Here is a 20028-nt window from a genome sequence, read left to right as displayed (position 1 = left end):
TTTGCTTTTTCTATTTTAGCGATTATTCAGCTTTGTCATCAAGGTTTGTTTCATCCTTTTTTACTGAATCTTCGCTTTTTGTCTCTTCGGGTGCCGATTCTACTTTCGGAGCCGTAGATTTTTTATCATCTGGACGACGGTCATGAACATCACGAGGTTCACGAACTGGCTTACGAGCCATTAAGTCATCAATTTGACCCGCATCAATCGTCTCGTACTTCATAAGTGCGTCTTTCATCGCATGAAGAATGTCGATGTTATCTTTTAATATTTGCTCAGCACGTTGGTAGTTACGGTCTGAGAACAAACGCACTTCACTATCGATAACTTTAGCTGTTTCATCTGACATGCTCATAGCACGGCTACCACCGCCACCCATGTACATTTCGTTTTGATCTTCAGCATAAAGTAATGGACCTAGCTTTTCACTTAGACCCCACTGAGTAACCATTTTACGAGCAATATCAGTTGCACGTTCAATATCGTTACTTGCGCCCGTAGTTACTTTATCTTCGCCATAGATTAAAGCTTCAGCAATACGGCCACCATAAAGGCTCGAAATCATTGACTCCAGCAGCTCTTTTGAGTGACTCACGCGGTCTTGCTCTGGCAAGTACATAGTAACACCCAGTGCACGGCCACGAGGGATAATCGATACTTTATACACAGGGTCATGTTCAGGCACCATGCGACCAACAATCGCGTGACCAGCTTCATGGTAAGCAGTCATTTCTTTTTCTTGCTCACTCATCACCATGGTCTTACGCTCTGCACCCATCATGATTTTATCTTTTGCTGCATCAAACTCTGCCATGCTTACTACACGCTTGTTACCACGTGCAGCATATAGCGCAGCTTCGTTAACTAAGTTAGCAAGATCAGCACCAGAGAAACCTGGCGTACCACGTGCAATTACAGCCGCTTCTACGTTGTCACCTAGTGGTACTTTGCGCATATGTACTTTTAAGATCTGTTCACGTCCGCGAATGTCTGGTAAACCAACAACAACTTGACGGTCAAAACGACCAGGACGTAATAATGCTGGGTCTAATACATCAGGGCGGTTGGTTGCTGCGATAACAATAATACCTTCGTTACCTTCAAAACCATCCATCTCTACAAGCATTTGGTTAAGTGTTTGCTCACGCTCATCGTGACCACCACCCATGCCGGCGCCACGTTTACGGCCTACCGCATCAATTTCGTCGATAAAGATGATACACGGTGCGGCTTTCTTCGCTTGCTCGAACATGTCACGTACACGTGATGCACCAACACCAACGAACATTTCTACGAAATCAGAACCTGAGATTGTGAAAAACGGCACTTTTGCTTCACCTGCAACGGCTTTTGCAAGTAACGTTTTACCTGTACCCGGAGGACCTACCATTAGTACGCCTTTCGGGATGCTACCACCTAGCTTTTGGAATTTAGATGGGTCACGTAAGAAGTCAACCAGCTCAGTTACATCTTCTTTTGCTTCGTCACAACCAGCAACATCAGCAAAAGTAGTTTTAACTTGGTCTTCACTCATCAGGCGCGCTTTGCTCTTACCGAAAGACATCGCGCCTTTACCGCCACCACCTTGCATTTGACGCATGAAGAAAATCCATACACCAATAAGCAGTAACATTGGGAACCAAGAGATTAAAATGCTGGCGAGGAAAGACTGCTCTTCAGGCTTTACACCTTTCACATTGACATTGCTTTTTAATAAATCGTTCAAAATGTCTTTATCATACATTGGCATGATAGTTTGAAAGCGCTCACCGTTTGTTTTGGTGCCAGTAATAGTACCTGTTGTGCTTTCGATTGAAACTTCTTGAATAGCGCCGCTACGAGCATCGCTTACAAACTGAGTGTAACTTGTTTGGCGATCAACTTGATCACCACCATTAAAGCTCTGAAACACTGACATTAGCACTACTGCAATGACCAGCCAGAGTATTAGATTTTTCGCCATATCGCTCAAGGGGTTAACCTCTTGTATCCAATTAATTTAAATTCAACTTAACGCTGCACAACTGTACTACAGTTTGTAGCCTGTCGCCACTATATAAACTTCCCGAGAACGGGCACGCGAAGCATCGGGCTTTCTAATTTTTACCGCTTTAAAGCTATTACGTACGTCCTGCAAGTATTGATCAAATCCTTCGCCTTGGAATACTTTGACACAAAATGCGCCGTTTTTCTTTAAAACTTGGTGACACATATCCAACGCGAGTTCTACTAGGTACATACTACCAGCTTGGTCAACAGATGTATTGCCGCTCATATTTGGTGCCATGTCAGAAAACACCACATCAACATTTTTTCCGTCAATACGAGTTAATAACGCATCAAGCACGGCTTCTTCACGGAAGTCGCCTTGCAAAAAGTCGACACCTGCTAGCGAATCCATTGGTAGGATATCACACGCAATAACTTGACCATTATCACCTACTTTTTCTGCTAAGTATTGTGACCAACTACCTGGAGCCGCACCTAAATCAACCACCGTCATTGATGGTTTGATTAATTTATCTTTGTTTTGAATTTCGTCTAATTTGAATACCGCACGAGAACGCCAGCCTTTCTTTTGCGCTTCGTGAACATAAGGATCGTCGAAATGTTCCTTCAGCCAACGCTTAGAACTGGCTGAATGTTTTTTATTTGCCATAAAATTAATACGTAACTAATTAGTAATATTCTCTAGATGGCGTTAGAATACCCTTAATTCAAGCCATATTCAGCAAAATTTGTAACAACATGAAATTATCGAACAAACAAAAGCAGTTTTTAAAAGGTCAAGCACACAGTTTAAAACCTGTTGTATTACTTGGTGCTAACGGTTTAACCGAAGGTGTTTTGGTTGAGATTGACAGCGCTTTAGACATTCACGAATTAATCAAGGTTAAGGTACCTACTGATGATCGTGAAACTAAAGCATTGATTTTTGATGCGATTGTTCGCGAGACTAAAGCAGAGAAGCTTCAGACAATTGGTCACACAATTGTACTGTATCGTCAAAGCGAAGATAAAAAAATTCAATTACCACGCGGCTAAGTCCGTATCGGCAATTTAAAAATAAAAGCCAGCGTTACTCGCTGGCTTTTCTATTTCTGAATCGATTTTATTTTGTAACCAAACATGAGTCGCTTGCTATTTTTCTGCACGAGTGTATTTAAGTACCCGATTAATGAACTCAGTAGTTAATTCATTAATCAAACCCGTTTCGGCATTCAATACTAAACTAAAGCCAATATTCAAATGTGGAAACACCACAAGATCACTACGATAACCTTGCACCCAGCCACTATGGTAATAAAGTACTTCGTCATCATAGTCATAAATACGCCACCCTAATCCGTAAAAAGCATCATTTACGTGCTCTCGCCATACTCTGCGGCGAGTTTCCTTTTTGGTATGCGTATAAGGGCGTGTTTGTTTGATCAGCGCATCCAATGGCAGCACATCAGGGAATTGCCCTAATTGGGCGTTTAGCCATATTGCCATATCACTGGCGCTTGCATTTACACCTGCTGCCGCCGGCACCTTATAATAATTTTTCTTTAAACGTGATGTATACCAACGCTTTCTGCCACGCACATGTGGATGCGCATAGTTTTCATCTTTTACCATGCCTTCAAAACCAACGCTGGCATCATTCATTTTTAGTGGCGCAAAAATATATTCAGTGATCCAGTGGGAATAATCCATTTGAGTTGATTTTAAAATTACTGAATCAATTAAACTAAACATCACATTTTGATAGCCATAGCACTCACTAGGCTTACAAATTGGTTCTACTGCTAATAAACGTTCAACAATGTCGGGATAACTCATCCGTGATTCGATTAAGTTATCGTAGGCATTTGGCACCAAGCCGCTTGAATGACTCAATATATGATAAATTTTTAAATCATCTTTGTAGACGGTATTTGAAAACTCAGGAATAAATTTACTAATTGGATCATCAATATTAAATTCGCCTTGTGCCGCAAGTTTTGCAGTAAGTGAGCCTGCAAAAGTTTTTGACACTGAAGCTAAACGAAACCGAGTATGTTGGTTTACCCTGCGACCATCCTTTATTTTTGTTCGCCCAATCCCTTTGATGAAATCTTCTTCACCTAACTTCACAATCGCCAATGAACCGCCAGGTATACCTTTACTTGTTAACTTACGGGTTAAATATTTATTATAATCATTGACGAATGTTTGCCATTGCTGATCACTAGCAAGTGCATACCGACTTGAAAAAAGCTGAATAAGAAGGAGAAAAAAGAAAGGAATAAAACGTAAACTGTACTTCATTAGTTATTTTTTTTAAATTCGTTTAGGAAGTTTCTCATAACATAATATCATGAACTTTTGCTTCGACTAACGTACAATACGCTTAATCTTTATTTTTTATGGGTAGATTATACTATATGCGCTTTCTTTTTGTTTTGATTTTTTGTTTTATCTCAGTTGGTTGCGCTTTAAAACCAGAACCAGCACCGCTTTTAACTATGCCAAAAAAACCGACACTGCAAAGCCAATACTTTCAAATTGAGTATCAAACAGAGCACGAAGCTCCTAAAGTTAAGTCTGTTCAATTGCCAGCCCATGCCGTTAAAAAGAATCAGACTGTTACTATTATTGCCGACAAAACGAGTGTTACTGACACTCTTTATAAACAAATTTCAGATGCTTTAATCGAAAAACAATTAAAAGTAATAGAAGGTGATGAAGCTGATTACGCTTTGTCGATTCATCAGCTTGATTTAGATTTGGTTGATGATACTGAATATCAGCTAGTTAAGCCCGATAAAGCATTTCCATTGTTTGCAGATGTTGCTGCGCAATATCCAACTCAACAATGCGCAACTATTTTGGCACAAGTTAGCATGCGTCTAACGCATAAAAAGACCGGAGATGTGGTCTGGTTTGCAAAATCTTCAATCGACAGCGCGAGCTTTCACCGTGAGCCTCTTATTTATCGTGTAGAGCAACAGCAAACTATTAAAAATGAGCTAGAAGTTGCCAGCTTTATTCATGCACAAAATACTGAACAAGCTCGTCTAGAGCGCATTAACAAAAAAGTACAGGTACCGCCTTACCAAACTGTGATGCGTATGAGTTCATTAACTAAGCAACAAGGTCCGTGTAATCGCACTGAAATTAGTGCTCTAACACCTATGATGCAATATTACCTCAGCAGCATCCTGCTCGATAAAATTAAAGTACAATAACATCTAGGCTGTTTGTTTTACCCATAAACAAACAGCCTATCTTTTAGTACTCGTAACACTTTCTTACACATCTAAGCCCACACCTACATTTTTTTACAGATTACAGGAACTCGATAACAATATACTATATCCTCTTACGACATTACTTTTTCGAAACAAGGATGAGACATTGCGAGTTTACGCCACCATTTTAGTACTTTGCTTGTGGTTTTTCGCTGCATCAAGCCATGCCAGTAATCGCTATTATGCTGACAACACTTTGGAGCCAAGCCAAGGCTTTGCTTGGGACTGGGGCATTGGAGCGGGTTATTACATCGAAGACTCTTACCTAGTGGGCATGGATTCATACAATGATGGTTTTGAGCCAGACATTCACCTTGCAATATCGTATGAAAAGTTTTACCTCGATTATGACCAAAGCCAATTAAGTGGTGGCCTAACTATGGGCTATAGCTTGATTGACAAGTTTGAATGGGGTCTTGATTTAGTCGGTACAAACATTCAATCTGGTTTTGATGAAACTGGTCTCGCCTTTTATGGTGACGATGTCATCGATGAACTAGCAGGGATAAAAAATAGAAATTACGATTTTGATGTTGGCTTGCGTTTATCTCGCCGCTTTGAAAACTCGCAAATTTCATTTGAGTATTTACAAGATGTTTCCGGCACACATAATGGCTGGGTAATGAATTCGTTTTATAGCCAAATAATTCCATGGCGAAACTGGGAGTTTCGTTCTGGTGTTGGCTTAAGTGCCTATTCTGAAGACTTTACTAATTATTATTTTGGTATTTCAGAATCAGAAGCACTTGCAAACCGCCCTGTTTATCGCCCTGATACCTCTTACAGCCTGATCTTTGAATTTCATGCCGAATATCCGCTTAACAGACATTGGGTATTCTTAACAGGCTGGCTGTCTACTTGGTTTTCTAGTGATATTCACCAAAGCCCTATTATTTCACAACAGTATCAGCATAAAGCCAAGGTAGGCGTGCGCTATGTCTTTTAAGTATTATTTCATCATAGCGTTCGGGTTATCTGCCTCATTACATGCGCAAGAACAACAATCCGTTGATACTAAAGCTAATGCCTTGGTTGCATTACCTGACACCTGTGTTGCACTTCGTGAGGGCAGAAGCTGTTACGCCGATGTAGACATTAGTTGGCAACAACAGAGCATAGGCAATTATTGCTTACGCAACGAACAAAGCAAACACATCATTCAATGCTGGCTGATGCAACAAAAGGGTTTATTTCGCTACGAATTCGACTCAGCAGAAACAATTGGCTTTGAACTTATTAATAGTGACAACGGCAAAGTCGTTGCCACCACTGAAATACAATTACAGTGGGTTTATAAAAATCGTCAAAAGAAACGCCGTTGGCGACTGTTCTAACCGTTTGGAGTAAATAATGGAACATTACGGAACAATATTATTAGTTGAAGATGATATTTCACTCGCCAATTGGGTGGCCGAATACTTAATTGAACAAGGTTATAAAACCACTATTTGTTCACGAGGCGACCTCGTTGTTGAGCAGGTACGTAAAACAGCTCCTGACTTAGTGTTACTCGATATAATGCTGCCCGGACAAGACGGCATTAGTGTTTGTCGTGATTTAAGGCAGTTCTATCAGGCTCCTATTATCATGCTGACAGCACGCGACGAAGAAATGGATGAAGTGATTGGTCTTGAAGTAGGTGCTAGTGATTACATGATGAAGCCTGTGCGTCCTCGTGCTCTGCTCGCGCGCATAAAAGCCGCATTGCGCTCTAAAACTGACTCGCAAGATACCAGCAAAGAAAGTACCACAATCAATGTTGGTAAACTCACTATCAATACAGAATCACGTACTGTGTACTTTGGCGAAGATGAAGTTCATATTTCAAGTGCAGAATATTTATTATTACATTACCTTGCCAGTAATGCAGGCCAAGTGGTATCACGAGACGCCGTGTTTAAGGCGACGAAAGGCAGAGAGTATGATGGCTTAGACAGAAGTGTCGATGTGCTCATCTCGTCTTTACGTAAAAAGTTTAATGATGATCCACAACACCCAGAAAAAATTAAAACGATCTGGGGCAAAGGCTATTTGCTTGTTTCGACAGCGTGGCAGTAAACGCGTGTGAAAAAGTTTTACCTTTCCTTATTAGGCAGTGCACTCCTTTCAATTATCATTTTGGGTTGGCTTATTGACGCGTTCAGTCAGCAAACCCAAACGCCTCATGACGTTTTTTATAGCGAAACCCAAATGATAAAAGGTTTTGCAAAACAATTAGCAGCAATTTCACCCAGCCAACGCCCACAAGCTATCAAGCAACTTAATGATGACTTTACTGTTCAGCTTGAATACAGACCAACCCAATCGCTTGCTTTACCTCAATCATTACTTGCACAAATTACGCAACCAAGCGGGCTTATTCTCGAAGATCAACAAGGTTATTACTTGCTTTACAGTGAACCAAACTTAGGGCCACACCATTTAAAAATGCGCTTAATGAAAGACCATAGCCATGAACAAGGTAACGATGTGTTACTAACTATGCTTTTTTATGCTGGGCTTTGTGTGTTCATGGGTTTTATCATTACTCCATTAGCAAAGCGCTTATCGGTGTTAAATGACGCGGCGCAACGTTTTGCTAAAGGTGACTTGAAAAGCCGCATTCATGTATCACATTTTACCTATATCAAGGACGTCGAGCTAACCTTTAACCGCATGGCAAGCCAGATAGAAAAGCTACTTGAAGAAAACAAGTTGATGGCGTCAAGTTTATCGCATGATATACGAACACCTATTGCCTGTTTACGGTTTGGGTTAGAGGCAGCACAAGATAGTCCAAACGAACAAAAACGTCTGGAGTACCTTGCCCGTATGGAGCAAGATCTTGATCAAATGGAGTCGATGCTAAAAAGCTACCTTGCTTTTGCCACACTAGAACAAAAAGCGAATCAGCTCACTTTTAATGAGTCAGATCTTGATAGTTATACCCTTACTTTAGTTCACCAACTAGAACCTAAACTGGAGCAACGTCAGCTTCGCATTCAGCAACAAATCGAACCTGGCGCTGTATGTGCCGATCTACACTGGTTAGCCAGAGCAATCGTTAATTTATTGAGCAACGCTTGTGATTTTGCGACATCAGAAATTCTGATTTCCGCTAAACAAGCTGGAAATCAGGTTATTTTTACAATTGAAGATGATGGTCCGGGAATAGATCCAAAAAACTGGCATAAAGTATTCAGTCCATTTTTCCAAGAGCAGACTCATCGTAATCGAGATGGTGAAAGTTATGGACTAGGTTTAGCCATTGTCGCTAAAGTTGCTGACTGGCACCACGGCACTGTCAGCGTTACAAAGAGCAAACAGCTCGGAGGCGCTTGTTTTACTCTTTCAATTCAAAATAAAAGCCTTTAAACATGTTTCAATTATGTTAATTGTCTCGTATTGTAGAGAACAATTGCACGAAATGTACGCTGACTTCAAAGATAACAATATATAGAACGAATTTGACCTAGATTAACTCTTTTTATTTGATGTTAATTCAAGTAGATTGTCAGCGCCGTCAAAGATAGAGAAGTAAAATAATATGAGCGCATCACGTGGGGAGTTCAGCTCCCGCTTTGGATTTATAATGGCTGCAGCGGGCTCTGCCGTTGGCCTAGGAAACATTTGGGGCTTCCCAACACAAACAGCAAGTAATGGCGGTGCCGCTTTTTTGGTTGCCTATTTAGTACTGGCGTTTTGTTTAGCTTATCCTGCATTAATGGCAGAGCTAGTTATTGGTCGTCATGGGCAAGCTAATGCTGTCAGTTCGCTTAGAAAAGTGACTAATCATCAGTGGCAGAAGAAATTTGCATTTATGGTTGGGTTTGGTGGCATTATCTGTGCGGGCCTTATCTTAAGCTTTTATGCTATTGTTGCAGGCTGGATGCTAAGTGCTACTTTAGAGCCTGTCGCACAGTTATCTGGGCAAGCCCAAGCAAGCACTTGGTTAAGTGAGCAGTCACTATCAAGAAACTTAATATTCACAGCTGCTTTTATCATTTTGACCGTGTCAATTATTTCGAAAGGTGTAGAAAACGGCATCGAAAAGTGGTCAAAGCGCTTAATGCCTGCATTGCTAGGTATTTTGTTCATGCTGATCATTTATGTAATGACGCAAGATGGGGCTATTGCTGGCTTAAAAGCGTATTTAGTGCCTGACTTTTCTTCAATTTTAAATCCTGAGCTACTTGTTAATGCTTTAGGTCAAGCATTCTTCTCACTATCGCTCGGTACAAGTGTGATGATTATTTATGGCTCATACATCAGTAAAAAAGAAAACCTCGTATCGCTAGGTGCATATGTAACGCTTATTGACGTGTTTATTGCTTTTGTAGCCGGTTTATTAATTATCCCTGCAATGTATGTAGCACAGGCACAAGGCGTACAGATATTTTCGCCTGAAGGCGCATTACTTTCTGAAGATACCTTGGTGTTTCAGGTATTACCTGCCCTGTTTACAAGTATGGGAGATGTAGGTATTTTTGTTGGCTTTGCTTTCTTTGCTTTGATGAGCATCGCCGCATTAACTTCATCAATTTCAATGCTAGAAGCCCCAGTGTCTTATGCAGTTGAACGCTTTGCTTTAAAGCGTGTGCAAGCAACTTGGATCATCGGCGGTATTATTGCACTGATAAGTTTTACGATAGTGTTTAATCTAGGGACGCTATTTGGCTTTGTAATAACTTTAACCACTAAAATTGGCCAACCAATTCTTGGCTTAATGTGCTGTATTTTTGTAGGCTGGATCTGGCATAGAGCATCTTTATTAAAAGAAATTCAGCAAGGCTGCCCTGATGTTGCGAATAGCTTCTTCTGGAAAGTATGGCCATGGTATATCAAGTTCATTTGCCCACTTGCCATCTCACTCGTGTTTGCAAACTCACTGTTAAGTTAACACATTGCTGAGGTAGCCATTTGGCTACCTCAGACACATATCTTGATGTGGAATACCATCTTCTAAATAATCATCACCCACATTCTCAAAGCCAAACTGCTGATAAAACCCTGTTAAGTAGCATTGAGCCCCAATCATAATTGCTTTATCAGGCCAGTGTTCTAGACAGGTATCAATTGCCATTTGCACGAGTTTAGTCGCTAACCCTTCACCGCGAAATTGCTGCGCAACCAGCACACGACCAAATGCACTATACTGCTCATTTTTCTTATAACAACGTGCATAGGCTGCAAGTTGCTGCTCTCTGAATAAAAATACGTGCTGAGTTAATTCATCATTATCAACATCGTCAATTTCCGGGTAAGGACAGTTTTGTTCTACGACAAATACGTCTACCCGGGCACGTAAAATTGCGAGCAACTCATCTTTACTGAGTTCGTCATAACTTTTAACAATATACATAACGCTCCTTTTCGAAGACAAAAAACCCAGCCTTAGCTGGGTTTTAACTAACTATTCAGTCGTTAGTCTTTAAGCAAATAATCGTTCAAGCTGGTCACATAACTGGGATAGATTTACGTGATCATGCTCAATAGTTAAATCCACATAACCATCACCTCTAAAGGCACGGTCAAGCTCAATTAGCACATGTGTTTTATGAGCTTCAGGAACAAATGATAATTCAATCTCTTGTAAGCCAAATAAGCTTCGACTGTTTGGTCGATACTCAAGCTCTTGGTAGCAGCCTGAATGAGATTGAAAAGTAGGTGCGCGCAAATAACCTTTTTCAACATCTGCTTTTACTAAATTAAAACCAAGCCTATCCATTGCTTCCATTAATGTACTAACAGCATCATTAGGGTAAATGTGTAAGGCATCACGATCCGTTGGGTCGAGTGCTAAATCAATATCTAAACCTGTCTCAAGCCAGACATGGGATTGATTATAGCCGGCATTGATTTCTGTTATTGGGGTTTCAGAATGTAGTCGTGCTTCAAACGGGATATGCTTTTCTGCACCGGCACTGATAATACCAATATCTGGAATACGCCACTTTTCAATGACATGATTGGTAAAATAATCGCCTTCTTCGCTTTCAACTTTTACACGCGTCATAAGCGCCAAATCTAAACCAGCAATTTCTTGATCAACATCACCGCCTTTAATCACAATCATAGCGTTGAACTTTTGACCTGGTTGCAAGTGCTCTGTCTCAAGTACAGTGTCAACTTTAGCTGCACCAATACCTACTGATGCAAGGATTTTCTTAAACATCTTTTCTCCTTAAGCCAACTTTAATAAAAGACGACTTAAATTCCTTCGTTATTGCATCTTAACCACAATTAAAAGCTATTGTCAGCGAAAAAATGGTGCTTTTGACGGATTAATCAATAAATAGCGCAAATGTGTTTATTTTTTAAACTCTTCTGCTTCGATATTGTTTTCCAATAAGAAATATTTCGCTACACTGCTAACAAATGAAGTTACAAGAATAATTATGGAATTAATCTACTTTGCTACTGCGTTTGTCTGTGGCTTTGCTGTTTACCAGTTAAAGCTTCCTCCTCTTATTGGCTTTTTGTTAGCAGGCTTCGCGCTTAATTTATATGGCTATAAAACAACAGAATTACTCAATACCCTTGCAAACTTAGGTGTTACCCTGCTGCTATTTAGTATTGGCCTTAAACTAAAAGTGGCTAATTTAATCAAGACTCAGGTGTGGGCCCCTGCTTCATTACATATTGTAATTAGTAGCACACTGTTCAGTGCTTTTATGCTGCTGCTTGGCGCAATTGCACTGCCTTTATTCAGCGAGCTTACATGGCAAAGCGCATTGTTAGTGGGCTTTGCTTTTAGTTTCTCAAGTACAGTGTTTGCTGTGAAGGTACTTGAAGAGCGCGGCGAGATGGCCAGTCTGCACGGTAAAATCTCCATCGGTATTCTGGTTATGCAAGACATCTTCGCGGTGATCTTCTTGGCTATTAGTACAGGAAAAGCGCCGAACATTTGGGCGCTGGCGCTATTAGTTGCTTTACCTCTGTTACGCCCAGTTATGTTTTGGGTATTAAACCGATCAAAGCACGGTGAGTTATTACCTTTATTTGGCTTTTTCTTTGCCCTTGTTATTGGCTATCACGCTTTTGAATTTGCAGGCTTAAAAGGTGATTTAGGTGCATTGATAATAGGCATGATGTTCGCTGCACATAAAAAAGCGGGTGAATTATCAAAGTCTCTTCTTAATCTAAAAGATATATTACTCGTTGGTTTTTTCTTAAATATTGGTTTGAATGCAGAGCTAACTAGCCACGCAGTACTTGTTGCGCTGGTATTAGTTTTCGTATTACCGATAAAAGTGGCGCTGTATTATGTATTAACTAATGCATTCAAACTGCGCGCACGTACTTCTTTGTTAAGTGCTTTTAGCCTTGCAAACTACAGTGAGTTTGGGCTTATTGTTTGTGCCGTTGCAGCATCAAGCAATATGATCACTTCAGAATGGCTTGCAGTAATGGCAATTGCTGTTTCGATCACCTTTATTTTGGCATCCCCCCTTAACAAACGTTCGAATGAAATCTACGTTAAAATTGAGCGCTGGTTACTTAAATTTGAAAGTGATACTCGGCTTGCAGAAGAGCTGCCAGTTAACCTTAACGATACTAAGATTGTGATATTTGGTATGGGTCGGATTGGAACCGGTGCTTATGAAACAATTAGTCAAACTCATCCAAACCTTGTTGCTGGTATCGATATAAAACCCGATGTGGTAGAGAAACATATTCAACGTGGTCGTCGAGTATTACTTGCCGACGCAACTGACCCTGATTTTTGGCAACGAGTAAACCATTCACATGTTGGTATGGTTATGTTGGCAATGCCTAAGCATATGCAAAATATTTTTGCCTTGGAGCAACTTCGGGCTTCAGGTTATCAAGGTCAAGTAACGGCGATAGCAAATTACCCTGACCAACAAAAAGAATTAGAAGATATGGGGGTTGACTCTACTTACAACTTCTATTTAGAGGCCGGTAGTGGCTTTGCGGAGCATGTAAAACAGAAACTTTTTTCATAATGTAAAAAATAATTCTCGGTTCCTCTAAATGGAACCGAGAATTATTTCACTATATTCAGTTAGTTGCCAAGTCTATTTTCTTACCTTTAAACCCTCGTCCCCTTACTAGGTCAACGCTATTTACAAAGCTTTACATCAACAATAGCAATCTCTACTAAAAAAAGAGTAGAATCAATCTCAAGGTACTAAGCTAAGTATCTATTTTTAACACAAAAACGTTTAACTTCACTGTGGTTTTGCGCCTTTTTGATACACTGTAGTTAAATGGATTGAGGTTATTTAAATGAAAGATAAGTTTACCAGTGAGTTTTTAGCAAACACGGATGATGCACGTTCCGGGAAACTTGTAGATATACAACAGCGGCTTGATGAGTTACAGCAAAATGGTATGACAGCAACGGATATTAGAGCTGTGCTATTCAACAAGATGCTAGATGTTTATCAAGTACCAAGCGATCATTTTCTTCGTGAAATCGACACACCCGATAGAATTGATGACCCTAATATTCTGCTTAAACTCAAACAGCTTGGTTTTACAAAAAAACGTCGATATCAACTTCACTAATAGTTATTAGAAATTAGTGAATATTTTCAGAGGGCCTACCTCCCTCACTAAATAGGCTGTTTCTTGCCCGTCACAGCCTATTTTCTCTCCTTGTTTTACCGTATCATCTCCCTTTTATACAAATCTGAGAATAAGATGGATCCAGCACTACTCAAACGTGCCATAAATACAAAGATGCCCTTTGGCAAGTATGCAGGTCGACCATTGCTGCTCCTACCCGAGCCATATTTAGTGTGGTTTAAACAGCAGGGATTTCCTGAGGGTCAATTAGGGGCACAACTTGCGATGATATACGAAGTAAAACTCAATGGTCTTGAAAAAATGCTAATGCCACTATTAGATGAAAAATAATTAAATTTTTTGAGAACTTTTATAAATTAGTATGGTCTATTACTTTGCTACTTGTTTATTTTTGGTTTTAACCTTTAAAAAGCGCCTCAGGCGCTTTTTTTATATCTGTAACATTTAGTCAAAGTAATAGCCAGTTACTTAAGTAAACATAGTTGTGGCAATAACCCCGCCTTTATAACAAGATAACAATTACGTCATTAAGTTGTTCTCGGTCATTGCGGATTGGTATAAGGTTTTTGAGATTTACTTATCTTTAAATAATCGAATAACAAACTTCGCACCACCGAGCGTTGAGTCACACACCTGTAGTTGTCCTCGATGCCAGCTGACAATTTTAGCCACTATCGCAAGCCCCAAGCCAAAACCCCCTGTTTTCTTATCACGGCTTTTATCTAATCGTGTAAAGGGCTTTAGGATGCTCTGCCATTCAGACTGAGCAATACCTGGGCCATCATCTTCAACTATTATTTGAACGGCATCTGGGTGTTCTTCAAGTATCAAATTTATTTTATGATGCGCATATTTTTGTGCATTACCGAGTAAATTTTGAATGCAGCGCGCAATAAAGTGCTCATCACAATTATAATAAAGCTGTGACGGCGCATTAACTGCAATGTCAATGTCTGTAGCAAACTCAAGTTTATTTACCACACTATTAACTAATGCGGTTAAATCACAAGAATGGCTTTTTAAACTGGGTTGATGAGAGTCAAGTCGTGCATATTCGAGCATTTCAGAAACCAAGGCTTCAAGCTCAGCAATATCTGCCTGCATATTATCAATATAGATAAACGATTTCTCATTCTCAATTTGTTCCTCTAGCATCGCCACTGCAAACTTTAAGCGCGCAAGTGGTGTTCTAAATTCATGAGAAACAGACGAAGTCAGTTCTTGCTGCGCTGCTAAAAGATATTGAATACGTTCTTGCAACGCATTTAAGGTATCGGTAATGGGAAGAAAAAAGGATTTAGATGCATCTTGTAATTCAAAATCCTGTGCCCCACCCACAGCTTCACATGCAAGCGTTAACTTATTAAAGTCTCGCCAAAGTAAAAAGCTCCATAGCCCAACAGGTAAGCCAATCACAGTTAATAATAAAAAGTAAGGCCAAACGGAACTAAAGCTAGGGTTAGCTACAGATAAAGGGCCTATATGCAACAATTGCGCATCATTCAGGGCTACGTACCAAACTACACGCTGGTCATGATTAAACACATAGAGGTAATGCTTTTCATTGAGTTGCGTTTTCAGGTTTTCAGGAAGGGCAAGATCGCTACGATTGATTATCTCGCTATTAAACTCTTGCTTTAGTTTTGTTAAACCATCTTCTGTTTGACTGAGAAGCCAAAGTGATTTGCCAAATTCTTGATCAAGTGCAATATGTTGCTGTGTATCTTCATAGGGCCATAACTGTTCTATGACCCCACTAACTAAAAACAGAGAAACTATTATATATAAATATAAGCTAGCAAATAGTTTCCCCATTAATGATTACATGTCCCATGCATCAGATACGAAAAGGTAACCTTGGCCCCAAACAGTTTTGATACGATATGGTTTGTCACTATTATCACCTAGTTTCTTGCGGATCCGAGATACGCGAACATCAACGGTACGGTCTAAGCCATCATACTGACGACCAATCATATGTTGATGTACATGTTCACGGCTTAACACTTCACCTGCATTTGAAGCGAGTAACCATAGTAACTCAAACTCATGAGATGTAAGTGTAATTTCGTTGCCTTTAAGTGTAACAATGCGACTGGTTTTATCAATGCTTAAATCACCAAACGTGAGCTCTTCAGGTGCTTTATTTGAAGCTTGGCCTCGGCGCAATAATGCATTAATGCGTGCAAGTAAAACACGTGGTTCTGCTGGTTTAATAACATAATCGTCAGCACCAAGTTCAAGCCCAATCACTTGGTCAAAATCTTCGCCTTTGGCGGTGAGCATTAAAATGGGTAGATTAAATTTATCACGTACTTGACGGCAGACACTAAAACCATCTTTGCCTGGTAACATGACATCTAATATCATTAAATCAACTGGGTTATTCTCTAAATAATCGAATACTTCATCGCCGCGTTCAAGGACCGCAACATCCAACCCATTATGCTGAAGGTAATCCTTGGTTAACTGCTGTAAGCCTAGATCATCTTCAACAAGTAAAATCTTTGCCATTGGTTGCTCCTGAATTAAAAAAAGCTCCACGGTGAGCGCAATCTTCGTCTCTTTGTTTTTGCTTCAGTGCTTTGCACTTCGACTTTTGCGGTTGCAATTTCGCTCCCCGTATGCGGATTGACTAAGGAGTATATTGTTTCAACCTGAACCCGCGCTTTATGGTTTAACACCCCTTTGCGAAGACCTTGCCAGCACTGTATCTGCTGCTCATTTTGGTATAAACACAGATCTTGAGGCTGCGCTATTTGCCAGCTAATTTTTAAATCAAGATCACAAAACTCATGCTGTTGAAGCACAACACACACTTTAGGTGAGATATCAAACTGAGTCGCTTGCGCATGGCTTGGGAACGGCCAAGTAACTACTGCAAACACACACAGACTAAAAACAAAATACTTCATATTAAAAAATATGATTGAATCCTATAAAAGCAGTCATTGAATACGTGTGTTCAAAAAGCGGACTGTCATCCACGGCTGAATAGTCATAATATGCTAAATGAAAACGAAGAGAGTTAGCCTCACTCAATGGCCAACGAGCGTCGATTTTAGCATAAGGTTGCCAACTACTGCCAACATCAATTTCCCCATATGAGGTCTCTTCAGCCGATAAACCATAAAAATAATCATTAAGGCCGGCTGATTTGTACCAAACACCGAGACTTGGTGCAACACTGAGGTTACCTACTTGATAATGAGACTGCCATTGCAGCGCACTTCGCATTCCATTGTAAACACCAGAAACATCCATTAGTGCTTGCACAGAAAAGACGTGGTTATTTTGAATGTAATGATAACTAAGACCTGCATCGAGCGCCCAACGTCGATGGCGAATATCATCAACAGATACTGTTTTACTGCTTAATTCATTGCTGCTTGTTGACTCGACTATAAAGCTACTAGATGAATTTAGCGCAAATACATTGCTTGGATGAAAATCGATAAAAAAGCGAGTTTCGGGGTTAAACTCAGTGACAACATTAAGCACATGAGAGTTACTCTCTAAAAAAGAATAACCTAATCGGCCATTGTCAAAAAACCACTTATCTGCATAGTAGGCAACTTCAGGGAGCAAAACTAAGGGTAAGTTATCGCCACCGTGTAATGGATTTGTAATAGCACCAATACCAGTATTAATACTGATATGCCATTGATTGGTTTCTATTTCTTGGTTTGCCTTGCGGCTTTCACGTTCAGTGCGAGTTGAATCATCAGCATACGCTTGATTAACTAACATGACAGTCAAAGCATATATCGCTGCGCACATCCTGATCGCTTGAGACTTCATTATTGTTGTTACGACCAAAAAGATTTTCTAATGACTGCATACTATCAAGATGTGAACAAACTGTCCTTGCTAGGTTACAACTATTCACAAATTTGATACAAATATCGATAAACTCTGTTTATGCTGGTTACTCTTCGATAATTTCGACGCGGTTTCGGCCATGTTCTTTAGCTAAATAAAGAGCCCTATCGGCAATTGCAATAAGTTGTTCTGGTTGACTATTTTTAGATTTAATCGCAACACCAAAGCTTGCAGTGACGTGTCTTAAGATAGTCTCAGATTTAGGGTCTTTGATCTGTAACTTAGTTATAGCTTGACGTAACTGTTGGGTAAAATTGGTCATATCACTGATTGTGGCAAAATGTGCTGTAAAACAGAACTCTTCTCCACCATAGCGGTATACTTGCCCGACACTCGAGACATGTTTTAATAATTTAGTTGCAACAGCGCGCAATGTTTGATCACCCTTTTGATGACCAAAAGTGTCGTTAAATGATTTGAAATGATCAATATCAACCATAACAAGTACGGCAACCCCAGAAATATCAGGTGCTTGGCAAAACTGAACCACATCTTCGTCAAACTTGCCTCTATTGAACAGCCCTGTCAGGGGATCTCTTTCAGCCTTACTTTGAGATTTAATGAGCTCTTGTTTTAACTCAGTGATCTCTGAGTAAGCATGCGCAAGTTGATTTTGAAAGTCCTGAGCACGATTTTGTAAGGTAGCAGATTTGTCACTCAAACGCTCAACACACAAAAGAACTTCATCAAAGCCACTCTCTTGGCTTATATCGGCCTCATTAAGTTTGTCACGACACTCTTTTAAAACCGAATCAAACTCTGCAGAATAAGTTAGTGCCTCGCTAATATCATGATGGACCTTACCAACAACATCACTAAATCCATCAGATAGTTGATAAAACAAAGCCATGTCATCATTTGAAAGGTATTTGTTAAACAAGTAATTGGCTTGCTCAGTGCTGCAGGTATTGTATTTATTGATAATAGTGTCTAATTCTTGACTGAGCTCGTGATTCTTTTCGCTAACATAGCAATACCACAGCGCATAATTGAGTGGCGTAATAGGTATTTTATACTTAACCATCAAAGGGATGGCTTGTTTTAAACAGTGACTTGAAAAACTTAAAGAATGTCCGGCTTGTGCTGACAGGGTCATAAATCTTTGCAATCCTGATATTATTATTTAGATTCACGTTAGCAATCGCTTAAAAAAAATCAATATAAAAACCGCTTGAAGTATAAAAAAACAGCATAAAACACGACATACTTTTTTCTAAACCAATACTAAATAACTAATATAAAATCCGCCAAACCGCTCACTAACAACTACTTTTCAATTGTATCATCTTAAAATATTAGATTGCCTGTTGTGTCATTGATTGTGCAATACTCCAAATTGCGTTTAAAGCAGGATCGTGGCGCTCTTTGTTTAGCACAGCTAAACCTATTTCAAAGCCATCAATACTTTGCTCTGCATCACTAACTATCTGCACCTTGTCTTTTAATGGACTATTATCTAGAACGATTTTAGGAACCATAGCAATACCTAAACCTAAGCTCACCATAGAAACCATTGCTTCGTGCCCTGCCACCTGAGCATAAATACGGCCATGAATATTATTTTTTCGCCACCATTGCTCTAGGCGCTGCCTAGATAAACCTTGCTCAGCAACAATAAATTCTAAAGCAGACCAATCAATTTGCTCAGCACTTGCAAGCTTTTCGCTGATCGGACAGACAATTTTTGGTGCAATTAATACCAAAGGAGAATAACCAATACTGGTAAAAGCAACTTGCCCAGGTAATTTTGCTGGCTTTGCTGCGATTGCCATTGCTTCATGGCCATCTAATACTCGGTTAATAGCTAACGCGGGATCGCCGGTATTTAAGGTGATCTCTATATAAGGGTGCTGCATGCGAAGCTGTTCTAATATTTGATGTAAAAAGCTATACGATGCAGTCACAGAGCAATATATGCTGACATTGCCATAAATATGCTGCTGGGGCTCTTGGACATTTGCTTTAAAACGATGCCAACTGGCCAATGTCGCATTAGCGTACTCAATAAAAGACTCACCTTCTCGTGTTAATTTTACAGAGCGGTTATCCCGATTAAATAACACCACTCCGACTTCTTCTTCGAGCTGTTTAATATTTCGACTTAACGTAGGCGCACTAATATGACAAAGCTCACTCGCTCTGGCGAAATGTAGCGTCTTAGCTAAAGCCAAAAAGTAATGTAGATGTTTGTGATCCATAAACCCACCATTTCATTTTATGAAACACTTTAATTCAAATATATCATTTTACGCAAGGCAAAAAATTGCATACTGTTAACTCACACAGGGGGCAACAGATTGGCTCTTTGTTTTCTAACAAATTAGTTTTTTATAGG

At 39.9% G+C, this 20028-nt stretch carries 21 protein-coding genes; 10 read left to right on the top strand and 11 right to left on the bottom strand.

Features of this window, described 5'->3' with window-relative positions; all coding sequences use genetic code 11:
- Positions 1-22 precede the first annotated feature (22 nt).
- Together ftsH and rlmE are read right to left on the bottom strand one after the other, a co-directional pair.
- The gene (gene ftsH / locus L1267_RS16755; RefSeq protein ID WP_235383495.1) at positions 23-1963 is read right to left on the bottom strand and encodes an ATP-dependent zinc metalloprotease FtsH; all 1941 of its coding nucleotides are present in this window, start codon (positions 1961-1963) and stop codon (positions 23-25) included.
- Positions 1964-2029: 66 nt separating this feature from the next.
- Entirely contained in the window at positions 2030-2659 is a 630-nt protein-coding gene (gene rlmE, locus L1267_RS16750) for a 23S rRNA (uridine(2552)-2'-O)-methyltransferase RlmE (RefSeq protein WP_135924079.1), read from the bottom strand.
- 89 nt (positions 2660-2748) lie between these two features.
- On the opposite strand from rlmE, the gene yhbY reads away from it, so the two are divergent.
- Positions 2749-3045, top strand: coding sequence for a ribosome assembly RNA-binding protein YhbY (gene yhbY / locus L1267_RS16745; RefSeq protein ID WP_135924078.1), 297 nt, complete (start codon positions 2749-2751; stop codon positions 3043-3045).
- 96 nt (positions 3046-3141) lie between these two features.
- Here the strand turns inward: yhbY and L1267_RS16740 are convergent, their stop codons facing one another.
- On the bottom strand, positions 3142-4293 hold the full coding sequence (locus L1267_RS16740; RefSeq protein WP_138556971.1) for a serine hydrolase domain-containing protein: 1152 nt from the start codon (positions 4291-4293) through the stop codon (positions 3142-3144).
- Between the two features lie 116 nt (positions 4294-4409).
- Here L1267_RS16740 and L1267_RS16735 point away from each other — a divergent pair, with 116 nt between their 5' ends.
- From L1267_RS16735 to L1267_RS16710, 6 genes are all read left to right on the top strand, one after another.
- On the top strand, positions 4410-5213 hold the full coding sequence (locus L1267_RS16735; protein ID WP_135924076.1) for a hypothetical protein: 804 nt from the start codon (positions 4410-4412) through the stop codon (positions 5211-5213).
- Between the two features lie 169 nt (positions 5214-5382).
- Positions 5383-6222, top strand: a complete 840-nt coding sequence (locus tag L1267_RS16730; protein ID WP_235383494.1) for a MipA/OmpV family protein — start codon at positions 5383-5385, stop codon at positions 6220-6222.
- Entirely contained in the window at positions 6212-6610 is a 399-nt protein-coding gene (locus L1267_RS16725) for a DUF3019 domain-containing protein (RefSeq protein WP_235383493.1), read from the top strand. Before L1267_RS16730 ends, L1267_RS16725 begins: the two co-directional genes overlap by 11 nt.
- A 16-nt stretch (positions 6611-6626) precedes the next feature.
- Positions 6627-7334: a response regulator transcription factor gene (locus L1267_RS16720; RefSeq protein ID WP_135924073.1), complete on the top strand. Its 708-nt coding sequence runs from the start codon at positions 6627-6629 to the stop codon at positions 7332-7334.
- A gap of 6 nt (positions 7335-7340) precedes the next feature.
- A complete protein-coding gene (locus tag L1267_RS16715) occupies positions 7341-8630 on the top strand; it encodes an ATP-binding protein (RefSeq protein ID WP_235383492.1) in 1290 nt (429 codons plus the stop codon).
- Between the two features lie 172 nt (positions 8631-8802).
- On the top strand, positions 8803-10155 hold the full coding sequence (locus L1267_RS16710; RefSeq protein WP_135924071.1) for a sodium-dependent transporter: 1353 nt from the start codon (positions 8803-8805) through the stop codon (positions 10153-10155).
- Positions 10156-10179: 24 nt separating this feature from the next.
- On the opposite strand, the gene L1267_RS16705 is transcribed toward L1267_RS16710, so the two are convergent.
- Together L1267_RS16705 and L1267_RS16700 are read right to left on the bottom strand one after the other, a co-directional pair.
- Positions 10180-10617, bottom strand: a complete 438-nt coding sequence (locus tag L1267_RS16705; protein WP_138556976.1) for a GNAT family N-acetyltransferase — start codon at positions 10615-10617, stop codon at positions 10180-10182.
- 69 nt (positions 10618-10686) lie between these two features.
- Positions 10687-11430 carry a sporulation protein gene (locus tag L1267_RS16700; RefSeq protein WP_135924069.1) on the bottom strand — a complete coding sequence of 248 codons (744 nt, stop codon included), beginning with the start codon at positions 11428-11430 and terminating at the stop codon, positions 10687-10689.
- Positions 11431-11653: 223 nt separating this feature from the next.
- Between L1267_RS16700 and L1267_RS16695 the strand changes: the two genes are divergently transcribed.
- From L1267_RS16695 to L1267_RS16685, 3 genes are all read left to right on the top strand, one after another.
- Positions 11654-13225 carry a cation:proton antiporter family protein gene (locus L1267_RS16695; RefSeq protein WP_235383491.1) on the top strand — a complete coding sequence of 524 codons (1572 nt, stop codon included), beginning with the start codon at positions 11654-11656 and terminating at the stop codon, positions 13223-13225.
- A 283-nt stretch (positions 13226-13508) separates the two neighbouring features.
- A complete protein-coding gene (locus L1267_RS16690; protein ID WP_135924067.1) occupies positions 13509-13790 on the top strand; it encodes a hypothetical protein in 282 nt (93 codons plus the stop codon).
- A 135-nt stretch (positions 13791-13925) separates the two neighbouring features.
- Positions 13926-14141 (top strand): DUF3820 family protein, encoded by a 216-nt coding sequence (locus tag L1267_RS16685; RefSeq protein WP_138556978.1) that lies wholly within the window; start codon positions 13926-13928, stop codon positions 14139-14141.
- Positions 14142-14384: 243 nt separating this feature from the next.
- Here the strand turns inward: L1267_RS16685 and L1267_RS16680 are convergent, their stop codons facing one another.
- The 6 genes from L1267_RS16680 to ilvY form a co-directional block, all read right to left on the bottom strand.
- Positions 14385-15626: an ATP-binding protein gene (locus L1267_RS16680; protein ID WP_138556979.1), complete on the bottom strand. Its 1242-nt coding sequence runs from the start codon at positions 15624-15626 to the stop codon at positions 14385-14387.
- A 6-nt stretch (positions 15627-15632) separates the two neighbouring features.
- Positions 15633-16325 carry a response regulator gene (locus L1267_RS16675; RefSeq protein WP_135924064.1) on the bottom strand — a complete coding sequence of 231 codons (693 nt, stop codon included), beginning with the start codon at positions 16323-16325 and terminating at the stop codon, positions 15633-15635.
- Positions 16326-16339: 14 nt separating this feature from the next.
- Positions 16340-16726 (bottom strand): DUF3019 domain-containing protein, encoded by a 387-nt coding sequence (locus tag L1267_RS16670; protein WP_135924063.1) that lies wholly within the window; start codon positions 16724-16726, stop codon positions 16340-16342.
- Position 16727: 1 nt separating this feature from the next.
- Complete coding sequence (locus L1267_RS16665) at positions 16728-17561, bottom strand: MipA/OmpV family protein (RefSeq protein WP_235383496.1); 834 nt, start codon at positions 17559-17561, stop codon at positions 16728-16730.
- 178 nt (positions 17562-17739) lie between these two features.
- A complete protein-coding gene (locus L1267_RS16660) occupies positions 17740-18789 on the bottom strand; it encodes a GGDEF domain-containing protein (RefSeq protein WP_235383490.1) in 1050 nt (349 codons plus the stop codon).
- A gap of 199 nt (positions 18790-18988) precedes the next feature.
- Positions 18989-19891, bottom strand: coding sequence for an HTH-type transcriptional activator IlvY (gene ilvY / locus L1267_RS16655; protein ID WP_135924060.1), 903 nt, complete (start codon positions 19889-19891; stop codon positions 18989-18991).
- Between the last annotated feature and the right edge of the window lie 137 nt (positions 19892-20028).

The organism is Pseudoalteromonas sp. OFAV1 (genome assembly GCF_021532595.1).
Classification (GTDB): Bacteria; Pseudomonadota; Gammaproteobacteria; order Enterobacterales; family Alteromonadaceae; genus Pseudoalteromonas; species Pseudoalteromonas lipolytica_C.
This window is presented reverse-complemented; position numbering and strand designations above follow the sequence as displayed.

Bases quoted from the DNA above. Each gene is read 5' to 3' on its own strand.
- ftsH (WP_235383495.1), bottom strand. From the start codon at position 1,963: ATGGCGAAAAATCTAATACTCTGGCTGGTCATTGCAGTAGTGCTAATG.
- rlmE (WP_135924079.1), bottom strand. From the start codon at position 2,659: ATGGCAAATAAAAAACATTCAGCCAGTTCTAAGCGTTGGCTGAAGGAA.
- yhbY (WP_135924078.1), top strand. From the start codon at position 2,749: ATGAAATTATCGAACAAACAAAAGCAGTTTTTAAAAGGTCAAGCACAC.
- L1267_RS16740 (WP_138556971.1), bottom strand. From the start codon at position 4,293: ATGAAGTACAGTTTACGTTTTATTCCTTTCTTTTTTCTCCTTCTTATT.
- L1267_RS16735 (WP_135924076.1), top strand. From the start codon at position 4,410: ATGCGCTTTCTTTTTGTTTTGATTTTTTGTTTTATCTCAGTTGGTTGC.
- L1267_RS16725 (WP_235383493.1), top strand. From the start codon at position 6,212: ATGTCTTTTAAGTATTATTTCATCATAGCGTTCGGGTTATCTGCCTCA.
- L1267_RS16720 (WP_135924073.1), top strand. From the start codon at position 6,627: ATGGAACATTACGGAACAATATTATTAGTTGAAGATGATATTTCACTC.
- L1267_RS16710 (WP_135924071.1), top strand. From the start codon at position 8,803: ATGAGCGCATCACGTGGGGAGTTCAGCTCCCGCTTTGGATTTATAATG.
- L1267_RS16705 (WP_138556976.1), bottom strand. From the start codon at position 10,617: ATGTATATTGTTAAAAGTTATGACGAACTCAGTAAAGATGAGTTGCTC.
- L1267_RS16700 (WP_135924069.1), bottom strand. From the start codon at position 11,430: ATGTTTAAGAAAATCCTTGCATCAGTAGGTATTGGTGCAGCTAAAGTT.
- L1267_RS16695 (WP_235383491.1), top strand. From the start codon at position 11,654: ATGGAATTAATCTACTTTGCTACTGCGTTTGTCTGTGGCTTTGCTGTT.
- L1267_RS16690 (WP_135924067.1), top strand. From the start codon at position 13,509: ATGAAAGATAAGTTTACCAGTGAGTTTTTAGCAAACACGGATGATGCA.
- L1267_RS16685 (WP_138556978.1), top strand. From the start codon at position 13,926: ATGGATCCAGCACTACTCAAACGTGCCATAAATACAAAGATGCCCTTT.
- L1267_RS16680 (WP_138556979.1), bottom strand. From the start codon at position 15,626: ATGGGGAAACTATTTGCTAGCTTATATTTATATATAATAGTTTCTCTG.
- L1267_RS16675 (WP_135924064.1), bottom strand. From the start codon at position 16,325: ATGGCAAAGATTTTACTTGTTGAAGATGATCTAGGCTTACAGCAGTTA.
- L1267_RS16670 (WP_135924063.1), bottom strand. From the start codon at position 16,726: ATGAAGTATTTTGTTTTTAGTCTGTGTGTGTTTGCAGTAGTTACTTGG.
- L1267_RS16665 (WP_235383496.1), bottom strand. From the start codon at position 17,561: ATGTTAGTTAATCAAGCGTATGCTGATGATTCAACTCGCACTGAACGT.
- L1267_RS16660 (WP_235383490.1), bottom strand. From the start codon at position 18,789: ATGACCCTGTCAGCACAAGCCGGACATTCTTTAAGTTTTTCAAGTCAC.
- ilvY (WP_135924060.1), bottom strand. From the start codon at position 19,891: ATGGATCACAAACATCTACATTACTTTTTGGCTTTAGCTAAGACGCTA.